The organism is Pseudomonas sp. R-28-1W-6, from assembly GCF_009799925.1.
GTDB lineage: Bacteria > Pseudomonadota > Gammaproteobacteria > Pseudomonadales > Pseudomonadaceae > Aquipseudomonas.
In genome coordinates this window covers 347,637-372,708 of sequence record NZ_WELK01000004.1, presented here as the reverse complement: position 1 = coordinate 372,708, position 25,072 = coordinate 347,637, and the positions used below count along the sequence as shown (strand labels likewise).

General features: G+C 67.3%; 20 protein-coding genes. 2 read left to right on the top strand and 18 right to left on the bottom strand.

Annotated features, from left to right (window positions below; all coding sequences use genetic code 11):
• Positions 1–146: 146 nt before the first annotated feature.
• A complete protein-coding gene (locus F3I62_RS11510) occupies positions 147–2,840 on the top strand; it encodes an HAD-IC family P-type ATPase (RefSeq protein WP_160489769.1) in 2,694 nt (897 codons plus the stop codon).
• Here the strand turns inward: F3I62_RS11510 and F3I62_RS11505 are convergent.
• Positions 2,837–3,445 carry a flavin reductase family protein gene (locus F3I62_RS11505; RefSeq protein ID WP_160489768.1) on the bottom strand — a complete coding sequence of 203 codons (609 nt, stop codon included), beginning with the start codon at positions 3,443–3,445 and terminating at the stop codon, positions 2,837–2,839. The two genes, F3I62_RS11510 and F3I62_RS11505, sit on opposite strands and share 4 nt — an antisense overlap.
• Positions 3,446–3,458: 13 nt before the next feature.
• Positions 3,459–3,743 (bottom strand): hypothetical protein, encoded by a 285-nt coding sequence (locus tag F3I62_RS11500; RefSeq protein WP_160489767.1) that lies wholly within the window; start codon positions 3,741–3,743, stop codon positions 3,459–3,461.
• A 281-nt stretch (positions 3,744–4,024) separates the two neighbouring features.
• On the opposite strand from F3I62_RS11500, the gene F3I62_RS11495 reads away from it, so the two are divergent.
• Positions 4,025–5,029, top strand: coding sequence for a patatin-like phospholipase family protein (locus tag F3I62_RS11495; protein ID WP_160489766.1), 1,005 nt, complete (start codon positions 4,025–4,027; stop codon positions 5,027–5,029).
• Between the two features lie 68 nt (positions 5,030–5,097).
• Here F3I62_RS11495 and F3I62_RS11490 read toward each other — a convergent pair whose 3' ends face one another.
• The 16 genes from F3I62_RS11490 to lpdA all read right to left on the bottom strand — a co-directional run bounded on the left by F3I62_RS11490 (position 5,098) and on the right by lpdA (position 25,067).
• Positions 5,098–5,787, bottom strand: a complete 690-nt coding sequence (locus F3I62_RS11490) for a response regulator (RefSeq protein WP_160489831.1) — start codon at positions 5,785–5,787, stop codon at positions 5,098–5,100.
• Positions 5,787–8,441, bottom strand: a complete 2,655-nt coding sequence (locus tag F3I62_RS11485; protein ID WP_160489765.1) for a sensor histidine kinase KdpD — start codon at positions 8,439–8,441, stop codon at positions 5,787–5,789. Before F3I62_RS11485 ends, F3I62_RS11490 begins: the two co-directional genes overlap by 1 nt.
• Positions 8,442–8,445: 4 nt before the next feature.
• Complete coding sequence (kdpC, locus tag F3I62_RS11480; RefSeq protein WP_160489764.1) at positions 8,446–9,012, bottom strand: potassium-transporting ATPase subunit KdpC; 567 nt, start codon at positions 9,010–9,012, stop codon at positions 8,446–8,448.
• Positions 9,013–9,070: 58 nt separating this feature from the next.
• Entirely contained in the window at positions 9,071–11,134 is a 2,064-nt protein-coding gene (gene kdpB, locus F3I62_RS11475) for a potassium-transporting ATPase subunit KdpB (RefSeq protein ID WP_160489763.1), read from the bottom strand.
• 12 nt (positions 11,135–11,146) lie between these two features.
• Positions 11,147–12,847, bottom strand: a complete 1,701-nt coding sequence (kdpA, locus tag F3I62_RS11470; protein ID WP_160489762.1) for a potassium-transporting ATPase subunit KdpA — start codon at positions 12,845–12,847, stop codon at positions 11,147–11,149.
• An 8-nt stretch (positions 12,848–12,855) separates the two neighbouring features.
• A complete protein-coding gene (gene kdpF / locus F3I62_RS11465) occupies positions 12,856–12,945 on the bottom strand; it encodes a K(+)-transporting ATPase subunit F (protein ID WP_160489761.1) in 90 nt (29 codons plus the stop codon).
• Positions 12,946–13,474: 529 nt separating this feature from the next.
• The gene (locus F3I62_RS11460) at positions 13,475–15,049 is read right to left on the bottom strand and encodes a YdgA family protein (protein WP_160489760.1); all 1,575 of its coding nucleotides are present in this window, start codon (positions 15,047–15,049) and stop codon (positions 13,475–13,477) included.
• Between the two features lie 262 nt (positions 15,050–15,311).
• Positions 15,312–16,394, bottom strand: a complete 1,083-nt coding sequence (locus F3I62_RS11455; RefSeq protein WP_160489759.1) for an AI-2E family transporter — start codon at positions 16,392–16,394, stop codon at positions 15,312–15,314.
• Positions 16,395–16,454: 60 nt separating this feature from the next.
• The gene (locus F3I62_RS11450; RefSeq protein ID WP_160489758.1) at positions 16,455–17,258 is read right to left on the bottom strand and encodes a DUF4892 domain-containing protein; all 804 of its coding nucleotides are present in this window, start codon (positions 17,256–17,258) and stop codon (positions 16,455–16,457) included.
• Between the two features lie 7 nt (positions 17,259–17,265).
• Positions 17,266–17,919: a glutathione S-transferase family protein gene (locus tag F3I62_RS11445; protein ID WP_160489757.1), complete on the bottom strand. Its 654-nt coding sequence runs from the start codon at positions 17,917–17,919 to the stop codon at positions 17,266–17,268.
• A gap of 50 nt (positions 17,920–17,969) precedes the next feature.
• Positions 17,970–18,833 (bottom strand): alpha/beta fold hydrolase, encoded by an 864-nt coding sequence (locus F3I62_RS11440; protein WP_160489756.1) that lies wholly within the window; start codon positions 18,831–18,833, stop codon positions 17,970–17,972.
• Positions 18,830–19,636 carry an alpha/beta fold hydrolase gene (locus F3I62_RS11435; RefSeq protein ID WP_160489830.1) on the bottom strand — a complete coding sequence of 269 codons (807 nt, stop codon included), beginning with the start codon at positions 19,634–19,636 and terminating at the stop codon, positions 18,830–18,832. The genes F3I62_RS11440 and F3I62_RS11435 overlap by 4 nt, the downstream gene beginning before the upstream one ends.
• 136 nt (positions 19,637–19,772) lie before the next feature.
• Positions 19,773–21,086, bottom strand: coding sequence for a branched-chain amino acid transport system II carrier protein (brnQ, locus tag F3I62_RS11430; protein WP_160489755.1), 1,314 nt, complete (start codon positions 21,084–21,086; stop codon positions 19,773–19,775).
• 290 nt (positions 21,087–21,376) lie between these two features.
• Complete coding sequence (gene sucD, locus F3I62_RS11425) at positions 21,377–22,264, bottom strand: succinate--CoA ligase subunit alpha (RefSeq protein WP_160489754.1); 888 nt, start codon at positions 22,262–22,264, stop codon at positions 21,377–21,379.
• Entirely contained in the window at positions 22,264–23,430 is a 1,167-nt protein-coding gene (gene sucC / locus F3I62_RS11420; protein WP_160489753.1) for an ADP-forming succinate--CoA ligase subunit beta, read from the bottom strand. Before sucC ends, sucD begins: the two co-directional genes overlap by 1 nt.
• Positions 23,431–23,630: 200 nt before the next feature.
• Positions 23,631–25,067 (bottom strand): dihydrolipoyl dehydrogenase, encoded by a 1,437-nt coding sequence (gene lpdA / locus F3I62_RS11415; protein ID WP_160489752.1) that lies wholly within the window; start codon positions 25,065–25,067, stop codon positions 23,631–23,633.
• Positions 25,068–25,072 lie beyond the last annotated feature (5 nt).

The window sequence follows — 25,072 nt, the reverse complement described above, 5'->3', positions numbered from 1 at the left end:
CGCACGATGCTACTGTGCCGCCAGGCCCCGGCATAGGCCATGGTAATTTTTGCTCACTAACTTGTGGCGGCAGTCTTGATCCAGGCCAACGCGGGCGCCGCCAGCAGCACCTACCCTTGGCCGCTAACCCGGAAAGGATGCACGCCATGCAAACGCCCACACCGCCGGACTGGCACGCCCGGAGCGCCGAGCAGATCCTGCGCGAGCTGCAGGTCGGCGCCGAGGGGCTGAGCCGCACGCAAGCCACGGCCCGGCTCGTGCGCCATGGCCCCAACCTGTTGCCCCGGCGCCAGGGTCCCGGGGCGCTCAAGCGCCTGGCCCTGCAGTTCCACAACGTGCTGATCTACGTGCTGCTGGGCGCCACCCTGGTCACCCTGGCGCTCGGCCACTGGCTGGACAGTGCGGTGATCCTCGGCGTGGTGCTGATCAACGCGCTGATCGGCTTCATCCAGGAGGGCAAGGCGCAACAGGCGATGCTGGCCATCCAGCAGTTGCTCACCCTGGATTGCCGGGTGCGCCGCGACGGCAGCGTGCAGACGCTGCCCGCCGAACAACTGGTCCCCGGCGACCTGGTGCTGCTGGAAGCCGGCGATCGCGTGCCGGCCGACATGCGCCTGCTCCAAGCCCGCGAACTGCGCATCGAGGAAGCGGCGCTGACCGGCGAATCGCTACCGGTGGACAAGCACACCGCCCCTGTCGCCAGCACGGCCTGCCTGGGCGATCGCTGCAACATGGCCTACTCCGGCACCCTGGTCAGTGCCGGCAATGCCAGCGCCGTGGTGGTTGCCACCGGCGAGCAGACCGAGCTGGGACGCATCAGCCACCTGCTGGATTCGGTGGTCAGCCTGCAGACCCCGCTGCTGGCCGACATGGCCCGCTTCGCGCGCCTGCTGACCCTGATCATTCTCGCCCTGGCCCTCCTGACCTTCGCCTTTGGCGTCGGCCTGCGCGGCTACAGCAGCACGGAGATGCTCCTGGCCGCCGTCGGCCTGGCCGTCGCGGCGATTCCCGAGGGCCTGCCGGCGGTGCTGACGATCACGCTGGCGCTGGGCGTGCAGCGGATGGCCAGGCACCGGGCGATCATCCGCCGCCTGCCGGCGGTGGAAAGCCTCGGCGCGGTCTCGGTGATCTGCTCGGACAAGACCGGCACCCTGACCCGCAATGAAATGACCGTGCAGCAGGTGTTCACCACCGCCCACCGTTATCAGGTGGAAGGGGTCGGCTATGCGCCGCATGGCAGCGTGCTCTGCGATGACGGGCAGCTCTGCGCCCTGGCCGAGGCCGATGATCTGCGCGCCCTGGCCCGCGCCGGGCTGCTGGTCAACAACGCCAGCCTGAGCCAGGCCGAGCAGGCCTGGCAGATCAGCGGCGACCCCACCGAAGCCGCCTTGCTGACCCTGGCGGGCAAGCTTGGCCTGCACCCGGAGCATGAGCGCCAACATTTGCCACGCCAGGATGCCGTCCCCTTCAGCGCCGAGTTGCGCTGCACCGCCAGCCTGCACCACGACCATGGCGGGCACGGCCTGATCTACCTGGTCGGGGCACCGGAACGGCTGCTGCAGGCCTGCAACCAGCAGTGGCGTGACGGCAACCCCGAACCGCTGAATCCACGCCACTGGCACCAGGCGCTGGAACAGGGCGCCAGCCAGGGCCTGCGCATGCTCGGCCTGGCCATGCGCCCCCTGCAGGCGCCGCAGCCGGCCCTCAGCTATGCGGATCTGGAGGGCGACTTCATCCTGCTTGGCCTGGTCGGCATGCTCGATCCGCCGCGCGAGGAAGCCATTGCCGCGGTAGCCGAATGCCATGCCGCCGGCATCGCGGTGAAGATGATCACCGGTGACCATGCCGGCACCGCCACAGCCATCGCCCAACGCCTCGGCCTGAGCGGCGAGCCACTGACCGGCAACCAGCTGGACCAGCTCGCTGACGCCGAACTGGACGCCCTGCTGCCACATACCAGCGTGTTCGCCCGCACCAGCCCGGCGCACAAGCTGCGCCTGGTGGAACGCCTGCAGGCCTGCGGCGCCCGGGTGGCCATGACCGGCGACGGGGTCAATGATGCGCCGGCCCTGAAGCGCGCCGACATCGGCATCGCCATGGGCATCAAGGGCACGGAGGCGGCCAAGGAAGCGGCGGAAATGGTCCTGGCCGATGACAACTTCGCCACCATCACCCGGGCCGTGCGGGAAGGTCGCACGGTCTACGACAACCTGCGCAAGACCATCCTGTTCATCCTGCCGACCAATGCCGGCGAGGCCCTGGTGCTGCTGGCGGCCATCGTGCTCGGCCTGACGCTGCCAATCACCCCCCTGCAGATTCTCTGGGTCAACATGATCAGCGCGGTAACCCTGGCCCTGGCCCTGGCCTTCGAGCCGGCCGAACCCAACGTGATGCGCCGCCCGCCAAGAGACCCGGCAACGCCCTTGCTGACCGCCCTGCTGCTCTGGCGCTCGCTGTTCATCGCGCTGCTGATGACCGCCGCCTGTCTCGGCAGCTTCCTCTACAGCCAGCACCTGGGCTGGAGCCTGGACAGCAGCCGGACCCTGGCAGTCAATGCGATCGTCGCCTGCGAGATCGGCTACCTGTTCAGCAGCCGCAGCCTGGCCGCACCGGCCAGCTTTGCGGTGCGCGGCAACCCGATGATCTGGGCCATGGTGCTGCTGCTGGCGGGCCTGCAACTGGGCTTCACCCACTGGCCGTTGCTGCAGGACCTGTTCGCCAGTACGGCACTGCCCCCGCAGGCCTGGGCGGCCTGCCTGGTGCTGGCGCTGCTGACCTGCGCCCTGGTGGAACTGGAGAAGTACCTGCTGCGCCGACTCGATCGCTCGGCTGAGGGCTAGCCCGGCCGCTGCAGGCTGAACAGCTCGCGGGTGCGGCAATACTGGCTGCCGCCCAGGCGGCCGACCAGGTCCAGGCGCTGCGGATCGATGCGCCCCTGCTCGCCGAGCACGGCGTCATCGATATGTGCCAGCAGCACCTCGACGAAGATCAGGTGGCAGTTGGGTGTGGCCCGCGGGAACGGCTGCACCTCCAGCAGGCGGCATTCGAAGGCCACCGGCGCCGCGGCCACCCGCGGCGGGCGCACTCGCTGCGACGGCGTGCTGGCGATGGCGCAGCGCTCGAACTCGCTGACGCCGTGGGGCAGCTGTGCGGCACTGGCATTCATCGCCTCGGCCTGGGCGAAGGACACCAGCTGGATCACCAGTTCGCCGGTGTCCTGCACATTGCGCAGGGTGTCCTTGAGACTGCCGTCGTCGCGCGAGCCGACATTGATCATCAGGCTCGGCGGGTCGTCGCTGATCACCTGGAAGAAGCTGAACGGCGCCAGGTTGCTGACGCCGTCCCGGGACAGGCTGGAAACCCAGGCAATCGGCCGCGGCGTGACCGTGGCCGCGAGCCAGCGATAGGCCTCCAGTGCGCTCAGACTGCTGAAATCGAGCAGCATTCAGTTCTCCACCTCAACGCCCGGCACGCGACTCGCGGATGTAGAAGCGGGCCTTCTGCGCCTTGGCCGCACAGCCCTCGAAGGCCTCGAACTGCTGCTGGGTCTTGGCTCCGGTCAGCAGCGACAGGGCCTTGGAGTAGCTGACCGTGCCGGCAAAGCCTTCGGCCTTGGCCAGATCCAGTTCGCGCCAGGCGGCATCCAGCTGGTTGGCGCAGCTGTCACGGTAGGCGGTCTTGTTTGCCCCGGCGCAGCCGCTGACCAACACGACCAGCAGCGCCAGCAAAGTGAGTTTCTTCATGGATGATGCTCCTGAACGACAAGTGTCTTATGGAGTACTGCAGCGCAAAAAAGTGCCTGAGCAATCCGTATGCTGCCGCAGGTTGCGGCAGTCGCGTGGCGCCATATGCGCCACTTCACAGGCGCTCCCGGGCACAGGGCGCGGCCGAAATCCGGCGCAGGGTGCCGCAAATCTTCGGCGGGCGCCAGGATGGCGAACCGCCAGGCAAGAGTCTAGCAAATGCGGCCTTGGCGCCACGCTGCGGCGCAGGTATGTTCAGGGTATGCGTATGGGGATTGGCAATGAGCAAGAAAGTCGCACTGGTACTGGGTTCCGGCGGCGCGCGCGGGTACGCGCACATCGGCGTGATCGAAGAGCTGGAAGCCCGCGGTTATGAAATCGGCTGCGTCGCCGGCTGCTCCATGGGCGCGGTGGTCGGTGGCATCTACGCCGCCGGCAAGCTGCGCGAATACCGCGAGTGGACCGAGAGCCTGGACTACCTCGACGTGCTGCGCCTGCTCGATGTGAGCTTCCGGCTTGGCGCGATCCGCGGCGAGAAGGTCTTCGGCAAGATCCACGACCTCATCGGCGAGATCGACATCGAAGACCTGGCGATCCCCTACACGGCGGTGGCCACCGACCTGACCAACCAGCAGGAGATCTGGTTCCAGGAAGGCTGCCTGCACAAGGCCATGCGCGCCTCCGCGGCGATTCCCAGCCTGTTCACCCCGGTCACCCAGGGCAACCGCATGCTGGTCGACGGAGGCCTGCTCAATCCGCTGCCGATCGTGCCGGTGGTGGCCAGCCACTGCGACCTGATCATCGCGGTCAACCTCAACTCGCAGAACCAGAACCAGTACCAGTTGCCGGTGATCGAGCGCCCGGCGGTATTCAAGAACCGCGTCGACCAGCTGATGGGCTCGCTCAGCTCGCGCCTGCCCTTTCTCAAGCGCGAAGTCGACGAGGAGGAGGAAGGCGAGCTGCTGGTGGAGGCCAACCCCTGGCTGGAACCGCCCGCGCCCCGCCGCAAGACCGCGGCAGAGGCCGCGCCCAAGTCGGCCAGCAGCTCCCATGTGCTGAGCACTGTCGGCCCGGCCTCGCTGCTGGAACTGGTCAACCAGAGCTTCGAAGTCATGCAGTCCTCGCTGACCCAGTACAAGATCGCCGGCTACCCGCCGGACATCCTGATCAACATCCCCAAGCGCGTGTGCCGCTTCTTCGAGTTCCACAAGGCGCCGGAGCTGATCATGCTCGGCCGGCAGATCGCCAGCGACACCCTGGACCGCTACGAACGCGAGCACCCCTAGCCTCCCGCCGTAGCCACCTTCTACGGCGCAGGGTGCAGGCCTGGCAGGACCTGCACTGCGCCGGGTCCTTACAGCTCCAGCAGGCGGTAACCCACACCCGCCTCGGTGACGATGAAACGCGGCGCGGCGGGGTCGTCACCGAGCTTCTGCCGCAGATGACCGACCACCACGCGCAGGTAGTGGCTGTCCTCGACATGGGTCGGGCCCCAGATGTCCTTGAGCAGCTGCTGCTGGGTCACCACCCGGCCCAGATGGCGGGCGAGCATGGCCAGCACCGCGTATTCCTTTCGCGTCAGTGCGACTTCCGCGCCGTTCAGGCTCACCCGGCGGTAGGCGAAGTCCAGGCTCAGCGGTCCGCTATGGACCACCGCCTGTGCCTGTTCGCCGTTGCCGGCCTGGCGCAGCAGCACCCGCACCCTGGCGAGGAACTCCTGGATGCCGAACGGCTTGGTCACGTAGTCGTTGGCGCCGCCGTCCAGGGCCAGCACCTTCTCGCCTTCGCCGGCGCGCACCGAGAGCACCAGCACCGGCACCTGCGACCACTCGCGCAGTTCGCGCAGCACCTGCTGGCCATCCAGGTCCGGCAGGCCGAGGTCGAGCACCACCAGGTCCGGCTTGCCCAGGGCAGCCTGGGCCAGGCCCTCGCCGCCATTGGCGCCTTCCAGCACCTTGTAGCCCTGGGCATTGAGGCTGATGCGCAGGAACTTGCGGATCTGCGCTTCGTCGTCGATCACCAGGATGGTCGGGGGATTGCTCATCATGCGGATTCATCTTCCGGCAAGGGTTGCGGGTGCAGCGGCAAGTGCAGGGTCAGGGTTGCGCCGCGGCCTTCCAGGCCCTCGCCCACCGTGACCCGCCCGCCGTGGGCGCCGAGCATGCCCTGGCAGATCGCCAGGCCCAGGCCGGTGCCCTGGCCGCCACGATCGCCGCGCGCCGCGGTGTAGAACATGTCGAAGATCTTCTCCCGTTCGTGCTCGGGAATCCCCGGGCCCTGGTCGCTGACGGCGAAGCGCAGCTCGGCGCCATCCGCCTCCACGGCCACGCGCAGGCGGCCCTGGCTCGGCGAGAAGCGCGCGGCGTTCTCCAGCACATTGACCAGCGCCTGTTCGATCAGCGCCGCATGCACATACAGCAGCGGCAGCTCGCCGGGGATCACCACCTCGACCCGCAGCGGTGCCAGCACCGGACGCAGGCGTTGCACGGCGCTGGCGACTATGTCGGCCGGCGCCACCCAGTCGCGCGCCAGCTTCAGGCCGCCATGGCCGAGGCGGGTCATGTCCAGCAGGTTCTGGATATAGCGGTCGAGGCGTTCGGCCTCGTCGCGGGTGCCTTCGAGCAACTCGCGGCGGTCGGCCAGGGGGATCTGCTCGCCGAGGGCCAGCAGGCTGTCGATCGAGCCGCGCATGGCGGTCAGCGGCGTGCGCAGGTCATGGGACACCGAGGCCAGCAGCGCACTGCGCAGCTCCTCGGTCTGCCCGTGCAGGCGTGCGGCTTCCAGATCCTCGGCCAGTTGCGCGCGCTCCAGGGCCTGGGCCAGCGGCTGGCCGAGGGCGGCAATCAGGCGGCGCTGCTCCGGCGGCAGCGGCCGGCCATCCCTGGGGCTGACGCCGAGCAGGGCCAGCGGCCCCTCCTCGCCGGACAAAGGCCACCACCACCAGCGCCCGCCCGGCAGGGTGCCGGTGCCCAGGCCGGCCGGCTGGCCGTGCTGCCAGGACCAGTCGGCGGCGGCGCGCTCCTGTTCGGCGAGCAGGCGCTGCACGCCGGCCTCGACCTTCCACACGCCGTCCGTGCTGCGCGCCAGCAGGCTGACCTCCACCTCGTGCCACAGGGCGAACTGCTGCAGCGCCGCCGCCAGCACGGCCTGGCGGTCGGTGGCGGCGGTCAGCTTGCGCGACAGTTCCAGCAGCGCCGTGGTTTCCGCCTGGGTCTGGCGCAGGGCCTGCAACTGGCGGCGCTGGCGGCTGGCCAGATTGCCGGTCAGCCCGGCCATCAGCAGGAAGAACAGCAGGGTCAGCACATCCTGCTGGCGCTCGATGAGCAGGGTGAAGGTCGGCGGAATGAACAGGAAGTTGTAGGCCAGGAACGACAGCCCGGCGCAGGCCAGGGCCGGGCCCAGGCTGCTGCGCACCGCCACCACCAGCACGGCGGCGAGGAAGATCAGGGAGATGTTCGGCAGCTCCAGCACCCGGGACAACCCCAGGGCAATGGCCGTCGCGCCGGCAGTAGCCAGCAAGGCCAGCAGGTAGTCGCGCCAGGCCAGTGGTTGGCGCGTGCGCGGCATCGGCAGGGCCTGGTCCGCCTCGCCATCCAGCACGCTTATCTCCAGGCCCTTGCCCCTGGCCAACAAGCGTTCGGCCAGGCCGCGGCCGAACCAGCGGCGGCGCAGGCGCTGACGGCTGCGGCCGACCAGGATCAGGCTGGCGCGGCGTTCGCGGGCGTGTTCAATCAGGGTGCGGGCCACTTCCCCGCCGCGCAGGCTGACCACCTCGCCACCCAGGCGTTCGGCCAGTTGCTGGGCCGCCTGCAGGTTGCTCAGGCGCTGCTCGTCGCGCTCGCCGCCGGTATCCACATGCACCACCGACCAGGGCAGATGCCGGCGCTCGGCCACCCGGCTGGCATGCCGCACCAGGCGTTCGGCCTGGGCATCGCCGTCGATGCCGAGCAGCAGCCGCCCGCGCACGCTCGGCGCCTCCTGGCCCTGCAGGCGGTAACGGCGGTTGAGATCGGCGTCGACCCGCGCGGCGGCGGTCTGCATGGCCAACTCGCGCAGGGCGGTGAGGTTGGTCTGGCTGAAGAAGGCATCGATGGCCGCGCGCGCCTGCTCCGGCACGTACACCTTGCCTTCGCGCAGGCGCTCCAGCAGCTCGCGCGGCGGCAGGTCGATCAGCAGGATCTCGTCGGCTTCCTGCAGCACCCAGTCCGGCAGGGTCTCGCGTACCTGCACGCCGGTGATGTCGCGCACCTGATCATTCAGCGCCTCCAGGTGCTGCACGTTGACCGTGGTATAGACGTCGATGCCGGCGTCGAGCAGTTCCTGCACGTCCTGCCAGCGCTTGCTGTGCCGACTGCCCGGCGCGTTGCTGTGGGCCAGCTCATCCACCAGCACCAGCTTGGGCGGCTGGGCCAGGATGCCGTCGAGATCCATCTCGTTCATCAGCACGCCGCGGTATTCCAGGCGGCGCAGAGGCTGCTGCGGCAGACCGGCGAGCATCGCCTCGGTTTCCGCGCGGCCGTGGGTCTCGACCACCCCGGCACGCAGGTCGACGCCCTGGCGCAATTGCGCCTGCGCCGCCTGCAGCATGGCGAAGGTCTTGCCCACGCCGGGCGCCGCACCGAGAAAGACTTTCAGCCGGCCGCGCCCCTCGCGGGGCATGTCGGCCAGCAGGGCATCGGCGCGGGCGGCATCACTCATGAACTTACTCGGCTTGGGCAATGGCGCGATTGTCGGCCAGGGCCAGGTTGAGCGCCAGCACGTTGACCACGGTCGGCCCCACCAGCGGCTGTTCCACGTGCTGCTCCACCAAGCGCTCCAGACTGCCCGCCGAAATACCGCGCGCTTCGGCGATGCGGGCGATCTGGAAGCGCGCCGCGGCCGGCGACAGGTGCGGGTCGAGGCCGCTGGCCGAGGTGGTGACCAGCTGCATCGGCACCGGCCCCTGCCCTTCGCCCGACAGACGCTGGGCGTCCTTGGCGATGCGTTCGGCCAGTGCCGGGTTGCTCGGTGCCAGGTTGCTCGCGCCGCTGGACACGGTGGCGAAGCCGGCCGCCGACGGGCGCGGCTGGAACCACTGGGTACCCTCGAAGTTCTGCGCCAGCAGGCGGCTGCCGCGTACCTCGCCTTGAGCATCGGTGATCAGGCTGCCATTGGCCTGCTCGGGGAACGCCAGCTGGGCAATGGCGGTGACGGCCAGCGGATAGGCGACACCGGTGACCAGGGTCATGAACGCCAGCACGCTGAGGGCTGGGCGGATTTGCTTGAACATGATGACTCTCCGAATTCGTTGACGAGTCCCCTCTCCCCTTGGGAGAGGGGGAGCAGCTTCACACCAGCCCGACGGCCACCAGCAGCACATCGATCAGCTTGATCCCGACAAAGGGCGCCAGCAGGCCGCCCAGGCCGTAGATCAGCAGGTTGCGCCGCAACAGGCTGGCGGCATCCAGCGCCTGCACCCGTACCCCGCGCAGGGCCAGAGGAATCAGGGCGACGATGATCAGCGCGTTGAACACGATGGCCGAGAGAATCGCGCTCTGCGGGCTGTGCAGCTGCATCAGGTTGAGCGCGCCGAGCTGCGGGTAGATGCCGGCGAACAGCGCCGGCAGGATGGCGAAGTACTTGGCCACGTCGTTGGCCACCGAGAAGGTGGTCAGCGCGCCACGGGTCACCAGCAGCTCCTTGCCCACCTGCACCACGTCGAGCAGCTTGGTCGGGTCGCTGTCCAGATCGACCAGGTTGGCGGCCTCGCGGGCGGCCTGGGTACCGTCGTTCATCGCCAGGCCGACGTCGGCCTGGGCCAGCGCCGGCGCGTCGTTGGCCCCGTCACCGCACATGGCAACCATCTTGCCTTCGGCCTGCTCGGAACGGATGCGTTGCAGTTTCTTCTCCGGCGTGGCTTCGGCGATCAGGTCATCGACGCCGGCTTCGGCGGCGATGGCGGCGGCGGTCAGCGGGTTGTCGCCGGTGACCATCACGGTGCGGATGCCCATGGCGCGCAGCTCGGCGAAACGCTCACGGATGCCCGGCTTGACCACGTCCTTGAGATGGATGGCGCCCAGCAGGCGACCATCGCCGGCCACCAGCAAGGGCGTGCCACCGCTCTGGGCGATCTTCTCGATCTCGCGGGCCAGCGCGGTCGGCACCTCGTCGCGACTCAGGTTGAGGTAATCGAGCACCGCATCCACCGCACCCTTGCGGTAGCTGTGGCCATTCCAGTCGGCACCGGACAGGCGGGTCTCGGCGCTGAAGGCAATCGACTTGATCGCGCTGCGCTGCGGCTCCTGCATCGGGCTCAAGGCCCGCAGGTACTCGACGATCGACTTGCCTTCGGCGGTGTCATCGGCCAGCGAGGCCAGCAGGGCCGCTTCCGTCAGATCCTTGGCGGACACCCCCGGCGCCTTGATCATCGCGCTGCAGCGCCGGTTGCCGAAGGTGATGGTGCCGGTCTTGTCCAGCAGCAGCACGTGCACGTCCCCGGCGGCTTCCACCGCACGGCCGGACTTGGCGATCACGTTGAGGCGCACCAGGCGGTCCATGCCGGCGATGCCGATGGCCGAGAGCAGGCCGCCGATGGTGGTCGGGATCAGGGTCACCAGCAGTGCCACCAGATACACCAGCGGCAGGTCGCCACCGGCATAGCGGGCGAACGGCTGCAGGGTCGCCACCACCAGCAGGAAGATCAGGGTCAGGCCGATCAGCAGGATGTCCAGCGCCACTTCGTTGGGGGTCTTCTGCCGCTTGGCGCCTTCGACCAGGGCGATCATCCGGTCCAGGGTCGACTCGCCCGGGTTGGCGGTGATCTTGACCAGCAGCCAGTCGGACACCACGCGGGTGTTGCTGGTCACGGCCGAACGGTCGCCACCGGACTCGCGGATCACCGGTGCGGATTCGCCGGTGATGGCCGCTTCGTTGACCGCGGCGATGCCTTCGATGACCTCGCCGTCGCCGGGAATCAGCTCGCCGGCCTCGACCCGCACGATGTCGCCTCGACGCAGGCTGCTGGCGGCCACCGCCTGGTACTGCCCCGGCAGGGCCTGACGGCGGGCGGTGAGGCCCTGACTACCAGCCTTGAGGCTGTCGGCGCGGGCCTTGCCACGGCCCTCGGCGAGGGCCTCGGCGAAGTTGGCGAACAGCACGGTGAACCACAGCCACAGGGCGATCTGCACGGCCAGGCCGACCGAAACGGCCGGGTTGGGGATGAAGCACAGCACGGTGGTGAGAATGGCCGTCAGTTCGACCACCAGCATCACCGGCGCGCGTTGCAACTGGCGCGGATCGAGCTTGACGAAAGCCTGGCGCAGTGCGGGTTGCCACAACACGGCGAAGGCGGTTTTCGGCTGGTGCTTGGCGCTTTTCAGCGCCTTGCTTTCAGGTTGGGTACGGGCGTTCATCATGGTTCTCCCTTAGAAGCCCTGGAACAGGGTCAGGTGCTCGGCGATCGGGCCCAGGGCCAGTGCCGGCAGGAAGGTCAGGCCACCGACCAGCAGGATGGTCAAGGTCAGCAGGGTGACGAACAGCGGGCCGTGGGTCGGGAAGCTGTTGCTGCCCAGCGGTGCGCGCTTCTTCGCCGCCAGGCTGCCGGCGATGGCGAGGATCGGCAGGATGTAGCCGAAGCGGCCGATCAGCATGGCCAGGCCGAGCATCAGGTTGTGATACGGCGTGTTGGCGCCGAAGCCAGCGAAGGCCGAGCCGTTGTTGGCGCTACCCGAGGTGTAGGCGTAGAGGATCTGGCTGAAACCGTGGGCACCGGGATTGCTCACCGAGGCCGCCGGGACCGACAGGCTGGCGGCCAGGGCGCCGAGCACCAGCACACCGACCGGCATCACCAGCAGGGTGGCGACCAGCAGGCGGACTTCCTTGGCTTCCAGCTTCTTGCCGAGGTATTCCGGGGTGCGGCCGATCATCAGGCCGGCGAGGAACACCGCGATCAGGACGAACAGCAGCATGCCGTACAGGCCGGCGCCGACACCGCCGAAGATGATCTCGCCGAGCATCATGTTGAACATCGGCAGCATCCCGCCGATGGCGCTGAAGCTGTCGTGCATGGCGTTGACCGAGCCATTGGAGGCGGCCGTGGTGGTCACCGCCCAGAGGGCCGAGGCGGCGGTGCCGAAGCGGCTTTCCTTGCCTTCCAGCGAACCGACCTGCTCGATCGGCAGTGCGGCCAGGGCCGGGTTCGGCTGGTATTCGGCCCACAGGGTCATGGCGAGGCCTGCGACGAACAGGATCAGCATGCTGGCCAGCAGCGCGCGACTCTGGCGCAGGTCCTTGACGTAGTGGCCGAAGGTGAACAGCAGGGCCACCGGGATCAGGATGATCGATGCCACCTCGAACAGGTTGCTCCAGGCCGTGGGGTTCTCGAACGGGTGCGCCGAGTTGACGCCGAAGAAGCCGCCACCGTTGGTGCCGAGCTGCTTGATGGCGATCTGGCTGGCCGCCGGGCCGAGCGGTACGACCTGATCAGCACCCGACAGGGTGTGCGCGGTGACGTACTCGAGGAAGGTTTGCGGAACCCCCTGCCAGACCAGCAGCAGCGCCAGCACCAGGCACAGCGGCAGCAGGCCGTAGAGGGTGGCGCGGGTCAGATCGACCCAGAAGTTGCCGACGCTGTTGCTCGAACGGCGGGCGATGCCGCGGCAGAACACCACCAGCACGGCCAGGCCGACCGCCGGGCTGACGAAGTTTTGTACCGTCAGGCCGACCATCTGGCTGAAGTAGCTGAGCGCCGCCTCGCCGCTGTAGGCCTGCCAGTTGGTGTTGGTGACGAAGCTCACCGCGGTGTTGAACGCCAGGGTCCACTCCAGGCCGGCCATCCCTTGCGGGTTGAGCGGCAGCACGCCTTGCAGCATGAGGATGGCGAACAGCGCCAGCAGGCTGGCCAGGGTGAAGGCCAGCAGCGCCAGGCTGTAGGTCTTCCAGTCCTGCTCGGCCTGGCTGTCGATGCCGGCCAGGCGGTAACAGAGGCGCTCGATGGGCTGGAAGATCGGGCTCAGCAGAGTCTTCTGCCCTTCCATCGCGCGGTAGAAGTAGCGCCCGAGAAACGGCGCCGGCAGCAGCACCAGCACGAAGAAGGCCAGGATCAGCCAGTAGTCTTGGACTTGCATGACGCCCCCTAGCTACGCTCGGCGCGCAGCAGCGCGACCAGCAGATAAATAAAAAGTCCCGCGGCTAGGCCTAAGGACACCCCGTCGAGAATGCTCATGTCTGTGCTCCTGGTTGCGGTGGTTACCGCCTTGAGCGAATTGTCGGCAGGGAGGGCGTAAAGGGACGAGTGGCGGACCTTCGGCGGGGCATAAAGAATGCGTAAAGAAGCGCCCGGCCCCGGCCTGGGGAACGCAGCCGGGGGCTTTGCAGCCGAACCGTTACAGGGCAGACCTGGTGCCGATACCCGCCCCTGTCCCGAGGCCCATGGCGCCTGTACCGGGGCATGCCCTGAATTGCTGCCCGAGCGCCCCGGAGCCAGGACGGCAGCGAGGAAGATAACGCCCCGGCTGATCGCCAAGCGGCTCAAGCGGTACCAGAGCAGCGCCGGCCTGCTGGATCTGTCCGCCTGAGCTAGCGGGCGCAACAGCCGCGGGCTGGGCTCGCTGGGCTGCAGCGCGTTGTGCCTCGATCCAGCCCAGAGCTTGCAATTGCGGCCGCGCCAAACAAAACGGCCAACCGACCCGCTGACGCGGATGGGTTGGCCGTTGCCACCGGCGCCGCGGGTCACCCCGCGGCCGCCTGAGCTATTACTGCTGTTCGGCGTCGCCTTCGTAGGCGTCGTCTTCCTCCAGCAGCGCCGGGGCCTCGTCGTCCAGCGCCGGAGCGCCCAGACCGCCACCCAGGCCGCCGCCCATGGCCAGGGCCATGCCGACGAACTCCTCGACGGTCATCTTCTTGCCGTTGAAGTCCACCTGGTCGTTGGCGTAGTGCAGGCTGGAGACGATGTCATTGCCCTGCTGGGTCGCCAGTTCGGTGGCCAGCAGCATGCCGCTGGCCATCTCGGTCATCATCTGCGCCTGACCGGCGATGGCCTCCTGGTCGGTTTCGCCGGAAATCGCCGCCTGGGCGCTGACCACGTCACCGATCATCGGCTTGGAAACCACCAGCTTGGCATCGAGCTGACTGATCAGCTGCTTGGCCAGCTCCGGCGCCGGCAGGTCGAGGGATGCCGGCTTGCCGATATCCAGGGCCAGCTTGAAGCTGCTCTCGCCATTGGCGGTCTTGAAGGCCAGTTTCTCCAGGGCCAGGCCCGGCTTGCCGGCCAGCAGCTGCTGCAGATCGGCCTTGAGCTTGGCTTCCTGCTCGGCGGAAAGCTCCGGCATGCCGCTGGCGCTGCTGGTCTTCTGGTACTGCCAGTCGGCCTGCATCAGGTCGCCGTACAGCGCGACCATCGATTGCAGGGCCTTGCTGTCGAGGTTCTTCAGGCTCCAGACCATCTGCGAGCTGGCGATGTCGCGACCGTCATAGCTGATCATGCCGACGTCGTAGCTGTAACGGGCGGCGAGGAAGTCGCCGTTTTCCGAGGTCTCGTCGCGCTGCACCACATCCTTCAGCAACAGCGGCTTGTTGTCGCTGCCGAACGACAGCGCGATGGTCTTCAGGCGCACTTCGTTGCTGCCCAGGTAGAACTCGCTGCTGCCCTTGCTCAGGTCGCTGTCCAGGCTGAGGTCCTTGAACTCGATGCTCATCGGCGCGTCGCTGAGGCTGGAGGTGACTTTCAGGCTGTCCATCTGGCCACGGCCGCTGACAGCGCGGCCATCGGCGCTGCTGTCGAGGTCGAGGGTCAGGCCGCTGAAGCTGAGGTGGGTGCTTTCATCCAGCGGCAGCTGCAGCGGTTCCAGCTCCAGGGTGCCACTGACGGAGCGGTCGTAACCCAGGCTGACCTGGCCATTGAGCGGCGATACGCCATTGGTTGCGGCAAACCACTTTTCCAGCTCCGGGCTCTGCTCCAGGGCATAGTTGCTGCTGGCCATCACCGGCATCAGCTTGAAGGCCTTCAGGCGCGACAGCGGGAACGGGCCATGCTCGATGCGGTCGTTGACCACCCACTCCAGGTTGCTCGGCAACTCGCCGTCCTGCGGGCCGGAGAACTTGATGCGGTAGCGCGCATTGCTGCTGAAGAATTCGCGATCCAGCGACAGCAGCTCGATCGAGACATTGATGCCCACGGCCGGCAGGGCCTTGGCCATTTCCTCGTTGGCCTGCTTGATCGAGGCTTCCAGCACGGAGGGCAGTTGCTTGCCGGTATACCAGGCCCCGGCCGTGCCCAATGCACCCAGGACCACGATGACGCCTACAGCGATGCCTGCAGATTTTTTCATGAGATGACTCGCAGATTGTCCGTTATGTTGTGTTGGTTCTTCCCTGCGTCCGCGGCCGCTCTCTGGTGGAGCGTTCCGCGGCCTGAGGCGAGGCACCTTGCGGCGCCCGGCTTGGGCTGCCAGGGCAGCCGAAAAGCCGGGCAAGGCTACCATTGGCCGGGGGGGGCGACCAAGGCGACTGGCAAGAAATTGCGCAGGATGCCAAGCGGATCGAACAGGCCCACGGCGCTGCCAGGCGTGGCCGGACGAGCACGCGTCGGGCTCAGTCGCGCTGCTCCTCGCTGACCATGGAAACAGCCTGCACCGACTCCTTCGGCACGCTGTTGACCCAGTCACCGAGCAGGCTGAAGGCCACTGCCAGCAGGGTCGGGCCGAGGAACAGGCCCATGAAGCCGAAGGCCAGGATGCCGCCGAACACGCCGAGCAGCACCACCACCAGCGGCAGGTTGCCGCCGCGGCTGATCAGGTAGGGCTTGAGCACGTTGTCCACGCCGCTGATGACGAACATGCCCCAGATGCCGAGGAACACGGCGAAGCCATATTCGCCCTGGCTGACCAGCCAGGCCGTGGCCGGCACCCAGACCAGCGGCGGGCCCATGGGAATCAGGCTGAGGATGAAGGTGACGATGCCCAGCACCAGGGCGCCCGGCACCCCGGCAATATAGAAGCCGATCAGAGCCAGCAGCCCCTGGGCCGCAGCGGTGCCGATCACCCCGTTGACCACCCGCTGCACCGTGCCGGCGACCAGCTCCTGATAGTGCCCGGCGCGATCGCCGATCAGGCGCTGCAGCATGCTTTTCACGAAAGCCGCCATGCGCGGCCCGTCGCGGTAGAAGAAGAACACCAGCACCAGGCTCAGCGCCAGTTCGAGCATGCCGCCACCGATCTGTGCGCTGCGCGCCAGCAACCAGTTGCCGACCTGGCCCAGGTAAGGACGGATGGCGGCAAACAGGGCCACTCCTTCCTCGTCGATGCGATTCCACAGCCCGACCAGGCGCTCGCCCACCAGCGGCAATTGGCCCAGCCAGCCCGGCGGGTCCGGCAGGCCATCGACCTGGAAGCCCTTGAACAGCTCGGTGGCGTCACGGATATGGTCGGCCAGGTTGAAGCCCAGCCAGACCAGCGGCACCGCCACCAGGATCATCCAGCAGCCGGTGAGTATTGCTGCGGCAGTGTTTTCCCGCCCCTTGAGCGTGCGCGTCAGCAGGCGCATCAGCGGCCAGCTGGCAAACGCCAGCACGGCGGCCCAGAACAGCGCCGAGAAGAACGGTGCCAGCACCCAGGCACAGGCGCCCAGCAGCACCAGCAGGAGAATCTGCACCAACAGGCGATCATTGTTCAGCATTGCAAAGGTCCTGCAAAAAAATCCCGATGGGCCAGCAAGTGTGGCCCGTTTGCCCAGCATTCAGCGTAATTGTTGCAGCAGCAGGCCGGTGCCGCTCGGCGCACCCAGTTCCAGGCGGGTTGCGCGTACCCCCTGCTCCTCCAGAGCGGCCCGCCAGGCCGGGGCATTGGCGCCAGACAAACTGACCCGCAAGGTGCTGTCGAGGTTCAGGGTGCGGGCCAGCAATTCGCTCCAGGCCGCATCCGGCGCCCCAAGGTGTGGCAGGGCCAGCTGGCCCTGTTCGCGCAGCTGACGCAGCAGCGTGGTCGCACCGGGCAGCAGCTCGGCCAGCGAAGTGTTGGCGTCCAGCTGCTCCACATGCAGGTAGGCCCGGCGGTTGCCGCGGGTGATGCCGTACAGGGCCAGCAGGCTGTCCTGCTGCGGCGCCGCCAGGTGCAGCAGCATGTAGCTCTGCCGCTCCTCCGGGCCGTACAGCTTGGCGTTGGCGAAGATGGCGTTGGCCCACAGGCTGCTGGAGCCGCACTCGCGCCCCTCGCACCAGTACAGCAGGTGGGCGCCCTGCCCCAGCAGCGCCTGGCGGGCGGCGTTCAGCGCCTCGCGCGGCGCGTGTTCATCCGGCAGCCGATAGGTCAGCGCGCGCAGGCGGCCCTCGGCGAGCACTTCGCCCTCCAGGCGCAACTGGCTGCTGATGCGCTGCACCGCACCGAGCGGATAGCGGCGTTCGAGGGTGGCAACATCCCGGTAGTCGACGATTTCGCTGCGCGGAAAGCGCGCGAGCACCTCGAGATCCTGGCTGCCGGGCAGGTCCGCGGCCAGCGCCGGGGCGCTGGCGAGCAACAGGCAAAAACACAGTCTGGAAAGCATCCGATCCTCAGCGTGTCAGCATGGTCTGCGCGGTCTTCACCAGCGCGTCTTCGTCCGTGGGCCGCGTCGGCACCTGCAGGCCGCGCTGCACCGCCGGGCGGGCGTCGATGGCCGCCAGCCAGCGCTGCAGGTGCGGAAGGCCATCCACCGAGACCCCGGCCCAGTCATGCACCCGTACCCAGGGAAAGGTGGCGATATCGGCAATGCTGTAGTCGCCGGCCAGGTATTCGGCCTCGCCCAGGCGCGTATCGAGCACTGCGTAGAGGCGCCGGGTCTCGTGCTGGTAGCGGTCGATGGCGCCCTGCAGCTTCTCCGGGAAATAGCGGAAGAACACGTTGGCCTGGCCCTGCATCGGCCCCACCCCGCCCATCTGGAACATCAGCCACTGGATCACCCGCGAGCGGCCCTTGGCATCGGTTGGCAGCAGCTGGCCGGTCTTCTCGGCCAGATAGAGCAGGATGGCACCGGACTCGAACACGGCAAAGCCGTCGTCGACTATGGCCGGGATGCGCCCGTTGGGATTGATGCGCAGAAACTCGGGAGTCTTCTGCTCCTTCTTGTCGAAGGACAGTGCGTGCACCCTGTAGGGCAGCCCCATCTCCTCGAGGGCGATGGAGACCTTGTGGCCATTGGGTGTCGCAGCGGTGTAGAGGTCGATCATGCGAGGCTCCGGTAACAGTCCGGCCAGCCTCGGCAGTTGTCAGGGGCAAGTCAAGCGTGCGCGAAGAATCGATTGAAACAGTCTGCAACCTGCTGGGCGCCGGCCTCGTCGTTGAGATGCAGGTGGTGCCCGCCCGGCAAGGTGTGCACCTCGAAATGCCGCCCCGCGAGCAGCTGGGCGATCCGCGGTTCGACCGCCATCTGCCCGCCTTCGGCCAGCACCAGGCTGACCGGGCACTGCACGCTGCCCACGAACTGCTCGACATGGGCGAAGGTCAGGCGCATCACCGACGGCAGGGTCAGGCGGATATCGGTGCGCCAGGTGTAGCCGCCCTGCACCGGCTCCAGGCCCCGCTGGGCGAGCAGCTCGGCCGCCTCGCGACTGACCGCGACCACGCCCTGCATGCGCGCCTGCACCGCACGCTCCTGATTCGGGTACACCGGCTTGCGCTTGTCGCGCACGGCCAGGCGCGCGCGCAATGCATCGCCCAGGCGCTTGGCCGCGCCATCGGCCTCGCCGGTGAAGGGAATCAGGCCGTCGATCAGCGCCAGGCGCTCGACGCGCTCCGGCACGGCGGCGGCCAGCAGGGTCGAGATGATGCCGCCGAGGGAATGGCCCATCAGGCTGAAGCGCTGCCAGCCAAGCTGCTCGGCCACCAGCAGCACGTCCTCCAGGTACTCCCACATGCTGTAGCTGGAGTTGGCCGCGTAATGCCCGGAGTGGCCGTGGCCGGCGAAGTCCAGGGCGACGATGCGCAGCCCCTGCAGCTTGGGCGCCAGGCGCGCATAGGTCATGGCGTTGTCCAGCCAGCCATGCAGGGCGATTACCGGGATGCCGTCCTCGGGGCCGAACAGGTGCGCGGCCAGTTCCACGTGCGGCAGGCTGAAGCGGGTTTCCTCGACGCTGAAGCTCATGCGCTGCGCTCCATGTCCTGGCCCTGCCAGCGAGCGAACAGTTCGCGCAGCAGGCGCGCGGTGTCCTGCGGGCGCTCCAGGGGGAACATGTGCCCACCCGGCAGGTTGTGGTATTCGCCCTTGGGCACCCGGTTGACCAGGCGCGCGTGGTGCGCCAGCACCACCCTGCTCTGCCGGCCGCGCACCAAGGCCAGCGGCACCTGCAACTGCTGCGGGCGGCCCGGGCTGGTGTGCGGCACGCTGCGGTAGATGCTGATCTCGGTGGCCGGGTCGAAGCGCAGGCGCAGGCCGTTGTCGTCGGGGCGCAGGCCGTGCTGCACATAGTCATCCAGGCATTGCGGATCGAAGCGGCTGAACAGGCTCTTGCCGGCGAAGTAGCGGCGCGCCTCGGCGACATCCTCGAACGCCTCGCGGCGGCCCACGGTTCTCCCCGCTGGGGTGATCCGGTCGATAAAGCCGAAACGCTTGGCCGCGCGGATCACCAGTTGGTCGACACGGGTCAGCAAGGGCGAGTCGAGCATCACCACGCCGCGATACAGCTCGGGCCGGCGCAGCGCGGCATGGTAGTGGAGCACCCCGCCGAGGGAATGGCCGACACCCCAGACCGGTTCTTGCTGGGCTTCAAGGTGCGCGATCAGCTCATCGACCAGGTTCTGCCAGTTGTCGTCCACCGGGAAGCGCGGGTCATGAGCGTGCTGCTCCAGGTGCTGCACCCGGTAGTCGGGAGCCAGGGCGGCGAACAGCTTGCCGTAGGTGGCCGAGGGAAAGCCGTTGGCGTGGGCGAAGAACACGGATTGCGACATGGTGGCGGGCTGCACGGAAGACATGACGGGATTGTCCGGCAGTGCCACCCAGGCAGCAATCGGTGATCGGGCGCAGATGGGCGGCACAAGTGCCAAAGAATAGCAGCGACGCGCCAGAAGGCGCGTCGCAGAGGGGTCAGCAGGCTTCCGGTTGCGCCTCACCGCGCAACCGATCCGCCACCGCGGCAAGCAACAGGGTCACCGCCACCGGTACCACCCAGCCCAGCCCTTGCGCCGCCAGCGGCAGATGGCCGAGGAACTGCGGCACCAGGGCCTTGAAACCGGCGGCGTTAAAGGCATCGGCCAGGCCGAACAGCAAGGTCACCAGCATCACCGGGACGAACACCCGCGGCGCCGCGCACCAGAAGCGGCCAAGCAGGCTCAGGCCGACCAGCACGATGGCCAGCGGATACAGACCGACCAGCACCGGCACCGACACGCTGATCAGCTGGGTCAGGCCCTGGTTGGACACCAGCAGGCTGAACAGGCCGAAGGCCAGCACCACCTTGCGGTAGGACACCGGCAGCAGCTCGCTGAAGTATTCGCCGCAGGCGGTCAGCAGGCCCACCGCGGTGGTCAGGCAGGCCAGGGTGATCACCAGGGCCAGCAGCAGGCTGCCCGGTGTGCCGAAGGTGTACTGCACATAGGCGGTGAGGATCTGCACGCCATTCTGCGCATCGCCGGCGATGCCCTGGCTGGTGGCGCCAAGGTAGAACAGCGACAGGTAGACCAGCGACAGCCCGGCCGCGGCAATCAGCCCGGCGATCACCGAGTAGCGCGTCACCAGGCGGCTGTCGCTGACCCCGCGACCACGAATGGCGGTGGCGATGACGATGCCGAACACCAGCGCGCCGAGGGTATCCATGGTCAGGTAGCCCTGCAGGAAGCCCTGCACGAACGGCATGGCCCGGTAGCTCTCGCTGGTCTCGCCGATCGCGCCGGCCGGCGCCAGCAGCGCCGCACCGCCGAGCACCAGGAGGCCGGCCAGCAGCACCGGGGTGATGAACTTGCCGATGCTGTCGACCAGCTTGCCCGGATTCAGCGCGAGGAACAGCACGGCGGCGAAATACGCCAGGGTGTAGATCAGCAGCGGCGCGCCATCATTGCCGGTGAACGGCGCTACGCCCATCTCGAACGACACCACCGCGGTACGCGGGGTGGCGAACAGCGGGCCGATGGCCAGGTACACGGCCACCGCCAGCGCGGTGCCGGCCTTGCGCCCGAGCGGCGCGGTGAGCGCCTGCATGCCGCCACCGACGCGGGCCAGGGCGACCACGGTGAGCAGCGGCAAGCCGACCCCGGTGATCAGGAAGCCGATGGCGGCGGACCACACGCTTTCCCCGGCGGCCATGCCGGCGCTGGGCGGGAAGATGATGTTGCCGGCGCCGAGGAACAGGGCGAAGGTCATGAAGCCGAGGGCCATGAGGTCAAGGCTTTTCAAACGAGTCATAGGAGGGCGTACCACTGGCAGGAATTCATCGGAAAACAGCAGGTTTCCCCTGGATTGGGAAACGTCATCGACCCGCTTCAAGGCCAATCACCGGAGCCCGCGAGCAGCCCTTGTGGGGCCTTGTCAGGCATATAGTTGCTAGCCTAACGATTTTCCCCAGGCCACGCGGTGGGCAGCGGTCGAGCTGTCGATCGGACGCAACATTTTGTCGCCTCGACACAATTTCCTGACTGCATAGGCAGAAAAGAAAAAGGCCACCCGAAGGTGGCCTTTTTCCGATCAAGTCAGCCTCAGGCCTTCTTGACTTCCCAACCGGTCAGCTCGGCCAGGGCCTTGCCGATGTCGGCCAGCGAACGCACGGTTTTCACACCGGCGTCCTGCAGGGCGGCGAACTTCTCGTCCGCAGTGCCCTTGCCACCGGAGATGATGGCGCCGGCGTGGCCCATGCGCTTGCCGGGCGGCGCGGTGACGCCAGCGATGTAGGACACCACCGGCTTGGTCACGTTGGCCTTGATGTAGGCAGCGGCTTCTTCTTCAGCCGAACCGCCGATCTCGCCGATCATCACGATAGCCTCGGTCTTCGGGTCTTCCTGGAACAGCTTCAGGATGTCGATGAAGTTGGAGCCCGGGATCGGGTCACCGCCGATGCCCACGCAGGTGGACTGACCGAAACCGGCGTCAGTGGTCTGCTTCACGGCTTCATAGGTCAGGGTGCCGGAACGCGACACGATGCCGACCTTGCCTGGCAGGTGGATGTGACCGGGCATGATGCCGATCTTGCACTCGCCGGGAGTGATCACGCCCGGGCAGTTCGGGCCGATCAGGGTCACGCCCAGCTCGTCGCACTTGACCTTGGCTTCCAGCATGTCGATGGTCGCGATGCCTTCGGTGATGCAGACGATCAGCTTGATGCCGCCGAAGGCTGCTTCCAGGATCGAGTCCTTGCAGAACGGAGCCGGAACGTAGATCACCGATGCGGTGGCGCCGGTGGCTTCTACGGCTTCCTTGACGGTGTTGAACACCGGCAGGCCCAGGTGAGTGGTACCGCCCTTGCCCGGAGTCACGCCGCCAACCATCTTGGTGCCGTAGGCGATGGCTTGTTCGGAGTGGAAAGTGCCCTGCGAGCCGGTGAAGCCCTGGCAGATGACTTTGGTGTCTTTATTGATCAGGACGCTCATTACTTGCCCTCCGCAGCTTTGACGACTTGCTCGGCAGCGTCGGTCAGGCTGGTTGCCGCGATGATGTTCAGGCCGCTTTCGGCCAGGACCTTGGCGCCCAGTTCAGCGTTGTTGCCTTCCAGACGAACCACGACCGGAATCTTCACGCCGACTTCCTTCACGGCGCCGATGATGCCTTCGGCAATCATGTCGCAACGCACGATGCCGCCGAAGATGTTGACCAGTACGGCCGCGACGTTGCTGTCGGACAGGATGATCTTGAACGCTTCGGTCACGCGCTCTTTGGTCGCGCCGCCACCTACGTCGAGGAAGTTGGCCGGTTTACCGCCGTGCAGGTTGACGATGTCCATGGTCCCCATGGCCAGGCCGGCACCGTTGACCATGCAGCCGATGTTGCCTTCCAGGGCGACGTAGTTCAGTTCGAACTTGGCCGCGTGGGCTTCGCGCGGATCGTCCTGCGACGGGTCATGCATGGCGCGCAGCTTGGGCTGGCGGTACATGGCGTTGCTGTCGATGTTGATCTTGGCGTCCAGGCAGTGCAGGTTGCCGTCTTTCTTGATCACCAGCGGGTTCACTTCCAGCAGTGCCAGGTCGTAGTCCTGGAACAGCTTGGCCAGGCCGACGAAGATGTGGGTGAACTGCTTGATCTGGTCGCCCTTCAGGCCCAGCTGGAAAGCCAGCTCGCGGCCCTGGTAGGGCTGCGCGCCAACCAGCGGGTCGATGGTGGCCTTGAGGATCTTCTCGGGAGTGTCGTGGGCGACTTTCTCGATGTCCACGCCACCTTCGGTGGAAGCCATGAACACGATGCGGCGGCTGGAACGGTCGACGACTGCGCCGAGGTACAGCTCCTTGTCGATGTCGGTGCACGACTCGACCAGGATCTTGCTGACCGGCTGGCCATTGGCGTCAGTCTGGTAGGTCACCAGACGCTTGCCCAGCCACTGGGCGGCAAACGCCTTGGCGTCTTCCTTGTTCTTGACCAGCTTGACGCCGCCCGCTTTACCGCGGCCACCGGCGTGCACCTGGGCTTTGACAACCCACTCGCTGCCACCGATCTTGTCGCAGGCCGCAGCCGCGTCTTCCGGGGTGTCCACGGCGAAGCCAGTGGAAACCGGCAGGCCGTACTCAGCGAACAGCTGCTTACCCTGATACTCGTGAAGATTCATGCTTATCTACCGTTCTTCGTTTAGGTATTGCGCATTCGACGCTGCGCTCGAAGGCGCCGCGCCACCTTTGACTGCTCTGGTTAGCAGTCCAGGCGGACATTCCTGCGCCAGGCCGTGTAGGTCTGCCGCGGGCCGCCCGCCTTGGTTTTCCTGCGATTGAACGCCCGACCGAGGCCAGGCGTTGCATTGTCTAACGTCGCTTAGCGCTTCTTGCGGTTGGCGATGTGGATGGCATGGCCATTCACCGCCAAGGCCGCTTCGTGCAGGGCTTCGGACAGGGTCGGGTGCGAGAACACCATCATGCCGAGGTCTTCGGCGCTGGTGCCGAACTCCATGCCGATCGCGCCCTGCTGCACCAGTTCGGCAGCGCTTGGGCCGATCACATGCACGCCCAGCACGCGGTCGGTCTTGGCATCGGCGATGACCTTGACCAGACCGGCGGTGTCGTTGGCGGCCATGGCGCGACCGCTAGCGGCGAACGGGAAGGTACCGACGTTGATTTCAACGCCCTCGCCTTTCAGTTGCTGCTCGGTCTTGCCGACCCAGGCGATTTCCGGGTGGGTGTAGATCACTGACGGCACCAGGTCGTAGTTCATCTGCGCCTTGTGGCCCTTGATGCGCTCGGCGACCATCACGCCCTCTTCCGAGGCCTTGTGCGCCAGCATCGCGCCGCGCACCACGTCACCGATGGCGTAGACGCCCGGTACGCTGGTGGCGCAGTAGTCGTCGACGAAGATGAAGCCGCGCTCGTCGAGGGTCACGCCGCTGTCGGCGGCCAGCAGGTTGGTGGTGACCGGGCGACGGCCGACCGCGACGATCAGCTTGTCGAAGGTCAGCTTCTGCTCGCCGTTGGCGTCGGTGAAGGTCACAGTCACCTGCTTCTTCTTCACTTCGCTGCCGGTCACGCGGGCACCCAGGCGGATGTCCAGACCCTGCTTGCCGAGGATTTTCAGGGCTTCCTTGGAGATCTGCTCGTCGGCGGCGGCGAGGAACTTGTCCATGGCCTCCAGCACGGTGACTTCGGCGCCCAGGCGGGCCCAGACCGAGCCCAGTTCCAGGCCGATCACGCCGGCGCCGATCACGCCCAGCTTCTTCGGCACGGCCTGGAATTCCAGGGCGCCGGTGGAGTCGACGATCACATCCTGGTCGACCGGGGCCGGCGGGATGTCGACCGGACGCGAACCGGAGGCGAGGATCACGTTCTCGGCTTCGACGATCTGCACGGAGCCGTCGGTACCGGTGACTTCAACCTTCTTGCCGGCCAGCAGCTTGCCGTGGCCTTCCAGCAGGGTGACGCCGTTGGACTTGAACAGGCCGGCGACGCCGCCGGTCAGGTTCTTGATGATGGTGTTCTTGCGCGCGACCATGGCCGGCACGTCGATGGTCACGCCCTTGGCTTCGATGCCATGGACTTTGAAGCCCTCGTGGGCCTCGTGGTACTTGTAGGAGCTGTCCAGCAGCGCCTTGGACGGAATGCAGCCGACGTTCAGGCAGGTGCCGCCGAGCGCGACCTTGCCGTCCTTGTCCTGATACTTCTCGATGCAGGCGGTCTTCAGACCAAGCTGCGCGGCCTTGATGGCGGCCACGTAGCCCCCTGGGCCAGCGCCAATCACTACCACGTCGAATTTCTGGGTCATAACTC

Excerpts from the sequence above, each read along its gene's own strand:
- F3I62_RS11440 (WP_160489756.1), bottom strand. The coding sequence starts at position 18,833 with ATGAGCTTCAGCGTCGAGGAAACCCGCTTCAGCCTGCCGCACGTGGAA.
- F3I62_RS11490 (WP_160489831.1), bottom strand. The coding sequence starts at position 5,787 with ATGAGCAATCCCCCGACCATCCTGGTGATCGACGACGAAGCGCAGATC.
- F3I62_RS11455 (WP_160489759.1), bottom strand. The coding sequence starts at position 16,394 with ATGCTGAACAATGATCGCCTGTTGGTGCAGATTCTCCTGCTGGTGCTG.
- F3I62_RS11445 (WP_160489757.1), bottom strand. The coding sequence starts at position 17,919 with ATGATCGACCTCTACACCGCTGCGACACCCAATGGCCACAAGGTCTCC.
- kdpC (WP_160489764.1), bottom strand. The coding sequence starts at position 9,012 with ATGTTCAAGCAAATCCGCCCAGCCCTCAGCGTGCTGGCGTTCATGACC.
- sucD (WP_160489754.1), bottom strand. The coding sequence starts at position 22,264 with ATGAGCGTCCTGATCAATAAAGACACCAAAGTCATCTGCCAGGGCTTC.
- lpdA (WP_160489752.1), bottom strand. The coding sequence starts at position 25,067 with ATGACCCAGAAATTCGACGTGGTAGTGATTGGCGCTGGCCCAGGGGGC.
- kdpF (WP_160489761.1), bottom strand. The coding sequence starts at position 12,945 with ATGAGCATTCTCGACGGGGTGTCCTTAGGCCTAGCCGCGGGACTTTTT.
- kdpA (WP_160489762.1), bottom strand. The coding sequence starts at position 12,847 with ATGCAAGTCCAAGACTACTGGCTGATCCTGGCCTTCTTCGTGCTGGTG.
- F3I62_RS11485 (WP_160489765.1), bottom strand. The coding sequence starts at position 8,441 with ATGAGTGATGCCGCCCGCGCCGATGCCCTGCTGGCCGACATGCCCCGC.
- F3I62_RS11510 (WP_160489769.1), top strand. The coding sequence starts at position 147 with ATGCAAACGCCCACACCGCCGGACTGGCACGCCCGGAGCGCCGAGCAG.
- F3I62_RS11500 (WP_160489767.1), bottom strand. The coding sequence starts at position 3,743 with ATGAAGAAACTCACTTTGCTGGCGCTGCTGGTCGTGTTGGTCAGCGGC.
- brnQ (WP_160489755.1), bottom strand. The coding sequence starts at position 21,086 with ATGACTCGTTTGAAAAGCCTTGACCTCATGGCCCTCGGCTTCATGACC.
- F3I62_RS11435 (WP_160489830.1), bottom strand. The coding sequence starts at position 19,636 with ATGTCGCAATCCGTGTTCTTCGCCCACGCCAACGGCTTTCCCTCGGCC.
- F3I62_RS11495 (WP_160489766.1), top strand. The coding sequence starts at position 4,025 with ATGAGCAAGAAAGTCGCACTGGTACTGGGTTCCGGCGGCGCGCGCGGG.
- F3I62_RS11450 (WP_160489758.1), bottom strand. The coding sequence starts at position 17,258 with ATGCTTTCCAGACTGTGTTTTTGCCTGTTGCTCGCCAGCGCCCCGGCG.
- F3I62_RS11505 (WP_160489768.1), bottom strand. The coding sequence starts at position 3,445 with ATGCTGCTCGATTTCAGCAGTCTGAGCGCACTGGAGGCCTATCGCTGG.
- kdpB (WP_160489763.1), bottom strand. The coding sequence starts at position 11,134 with ATGAACGCCCGTACCCAACCTGAAAGCAAGGCGCTGAAAAGCGCCAAG.
- sucC (WP_160489753.1), bottom strand. The coding sequence starts at position 23,430 with ATGAATCTTCACGAGTATCAGGGTAAGCAGCTGTTCGCTGAGTACGGC.
- F3I62_RS11460 (WP_160489760.1), bottom strand. The coding sequence starts at position 15,049 with ATGAAAAAATCTGCAGGCATCGCTGTAGGCGTCATCGTGGTCCTGGGT.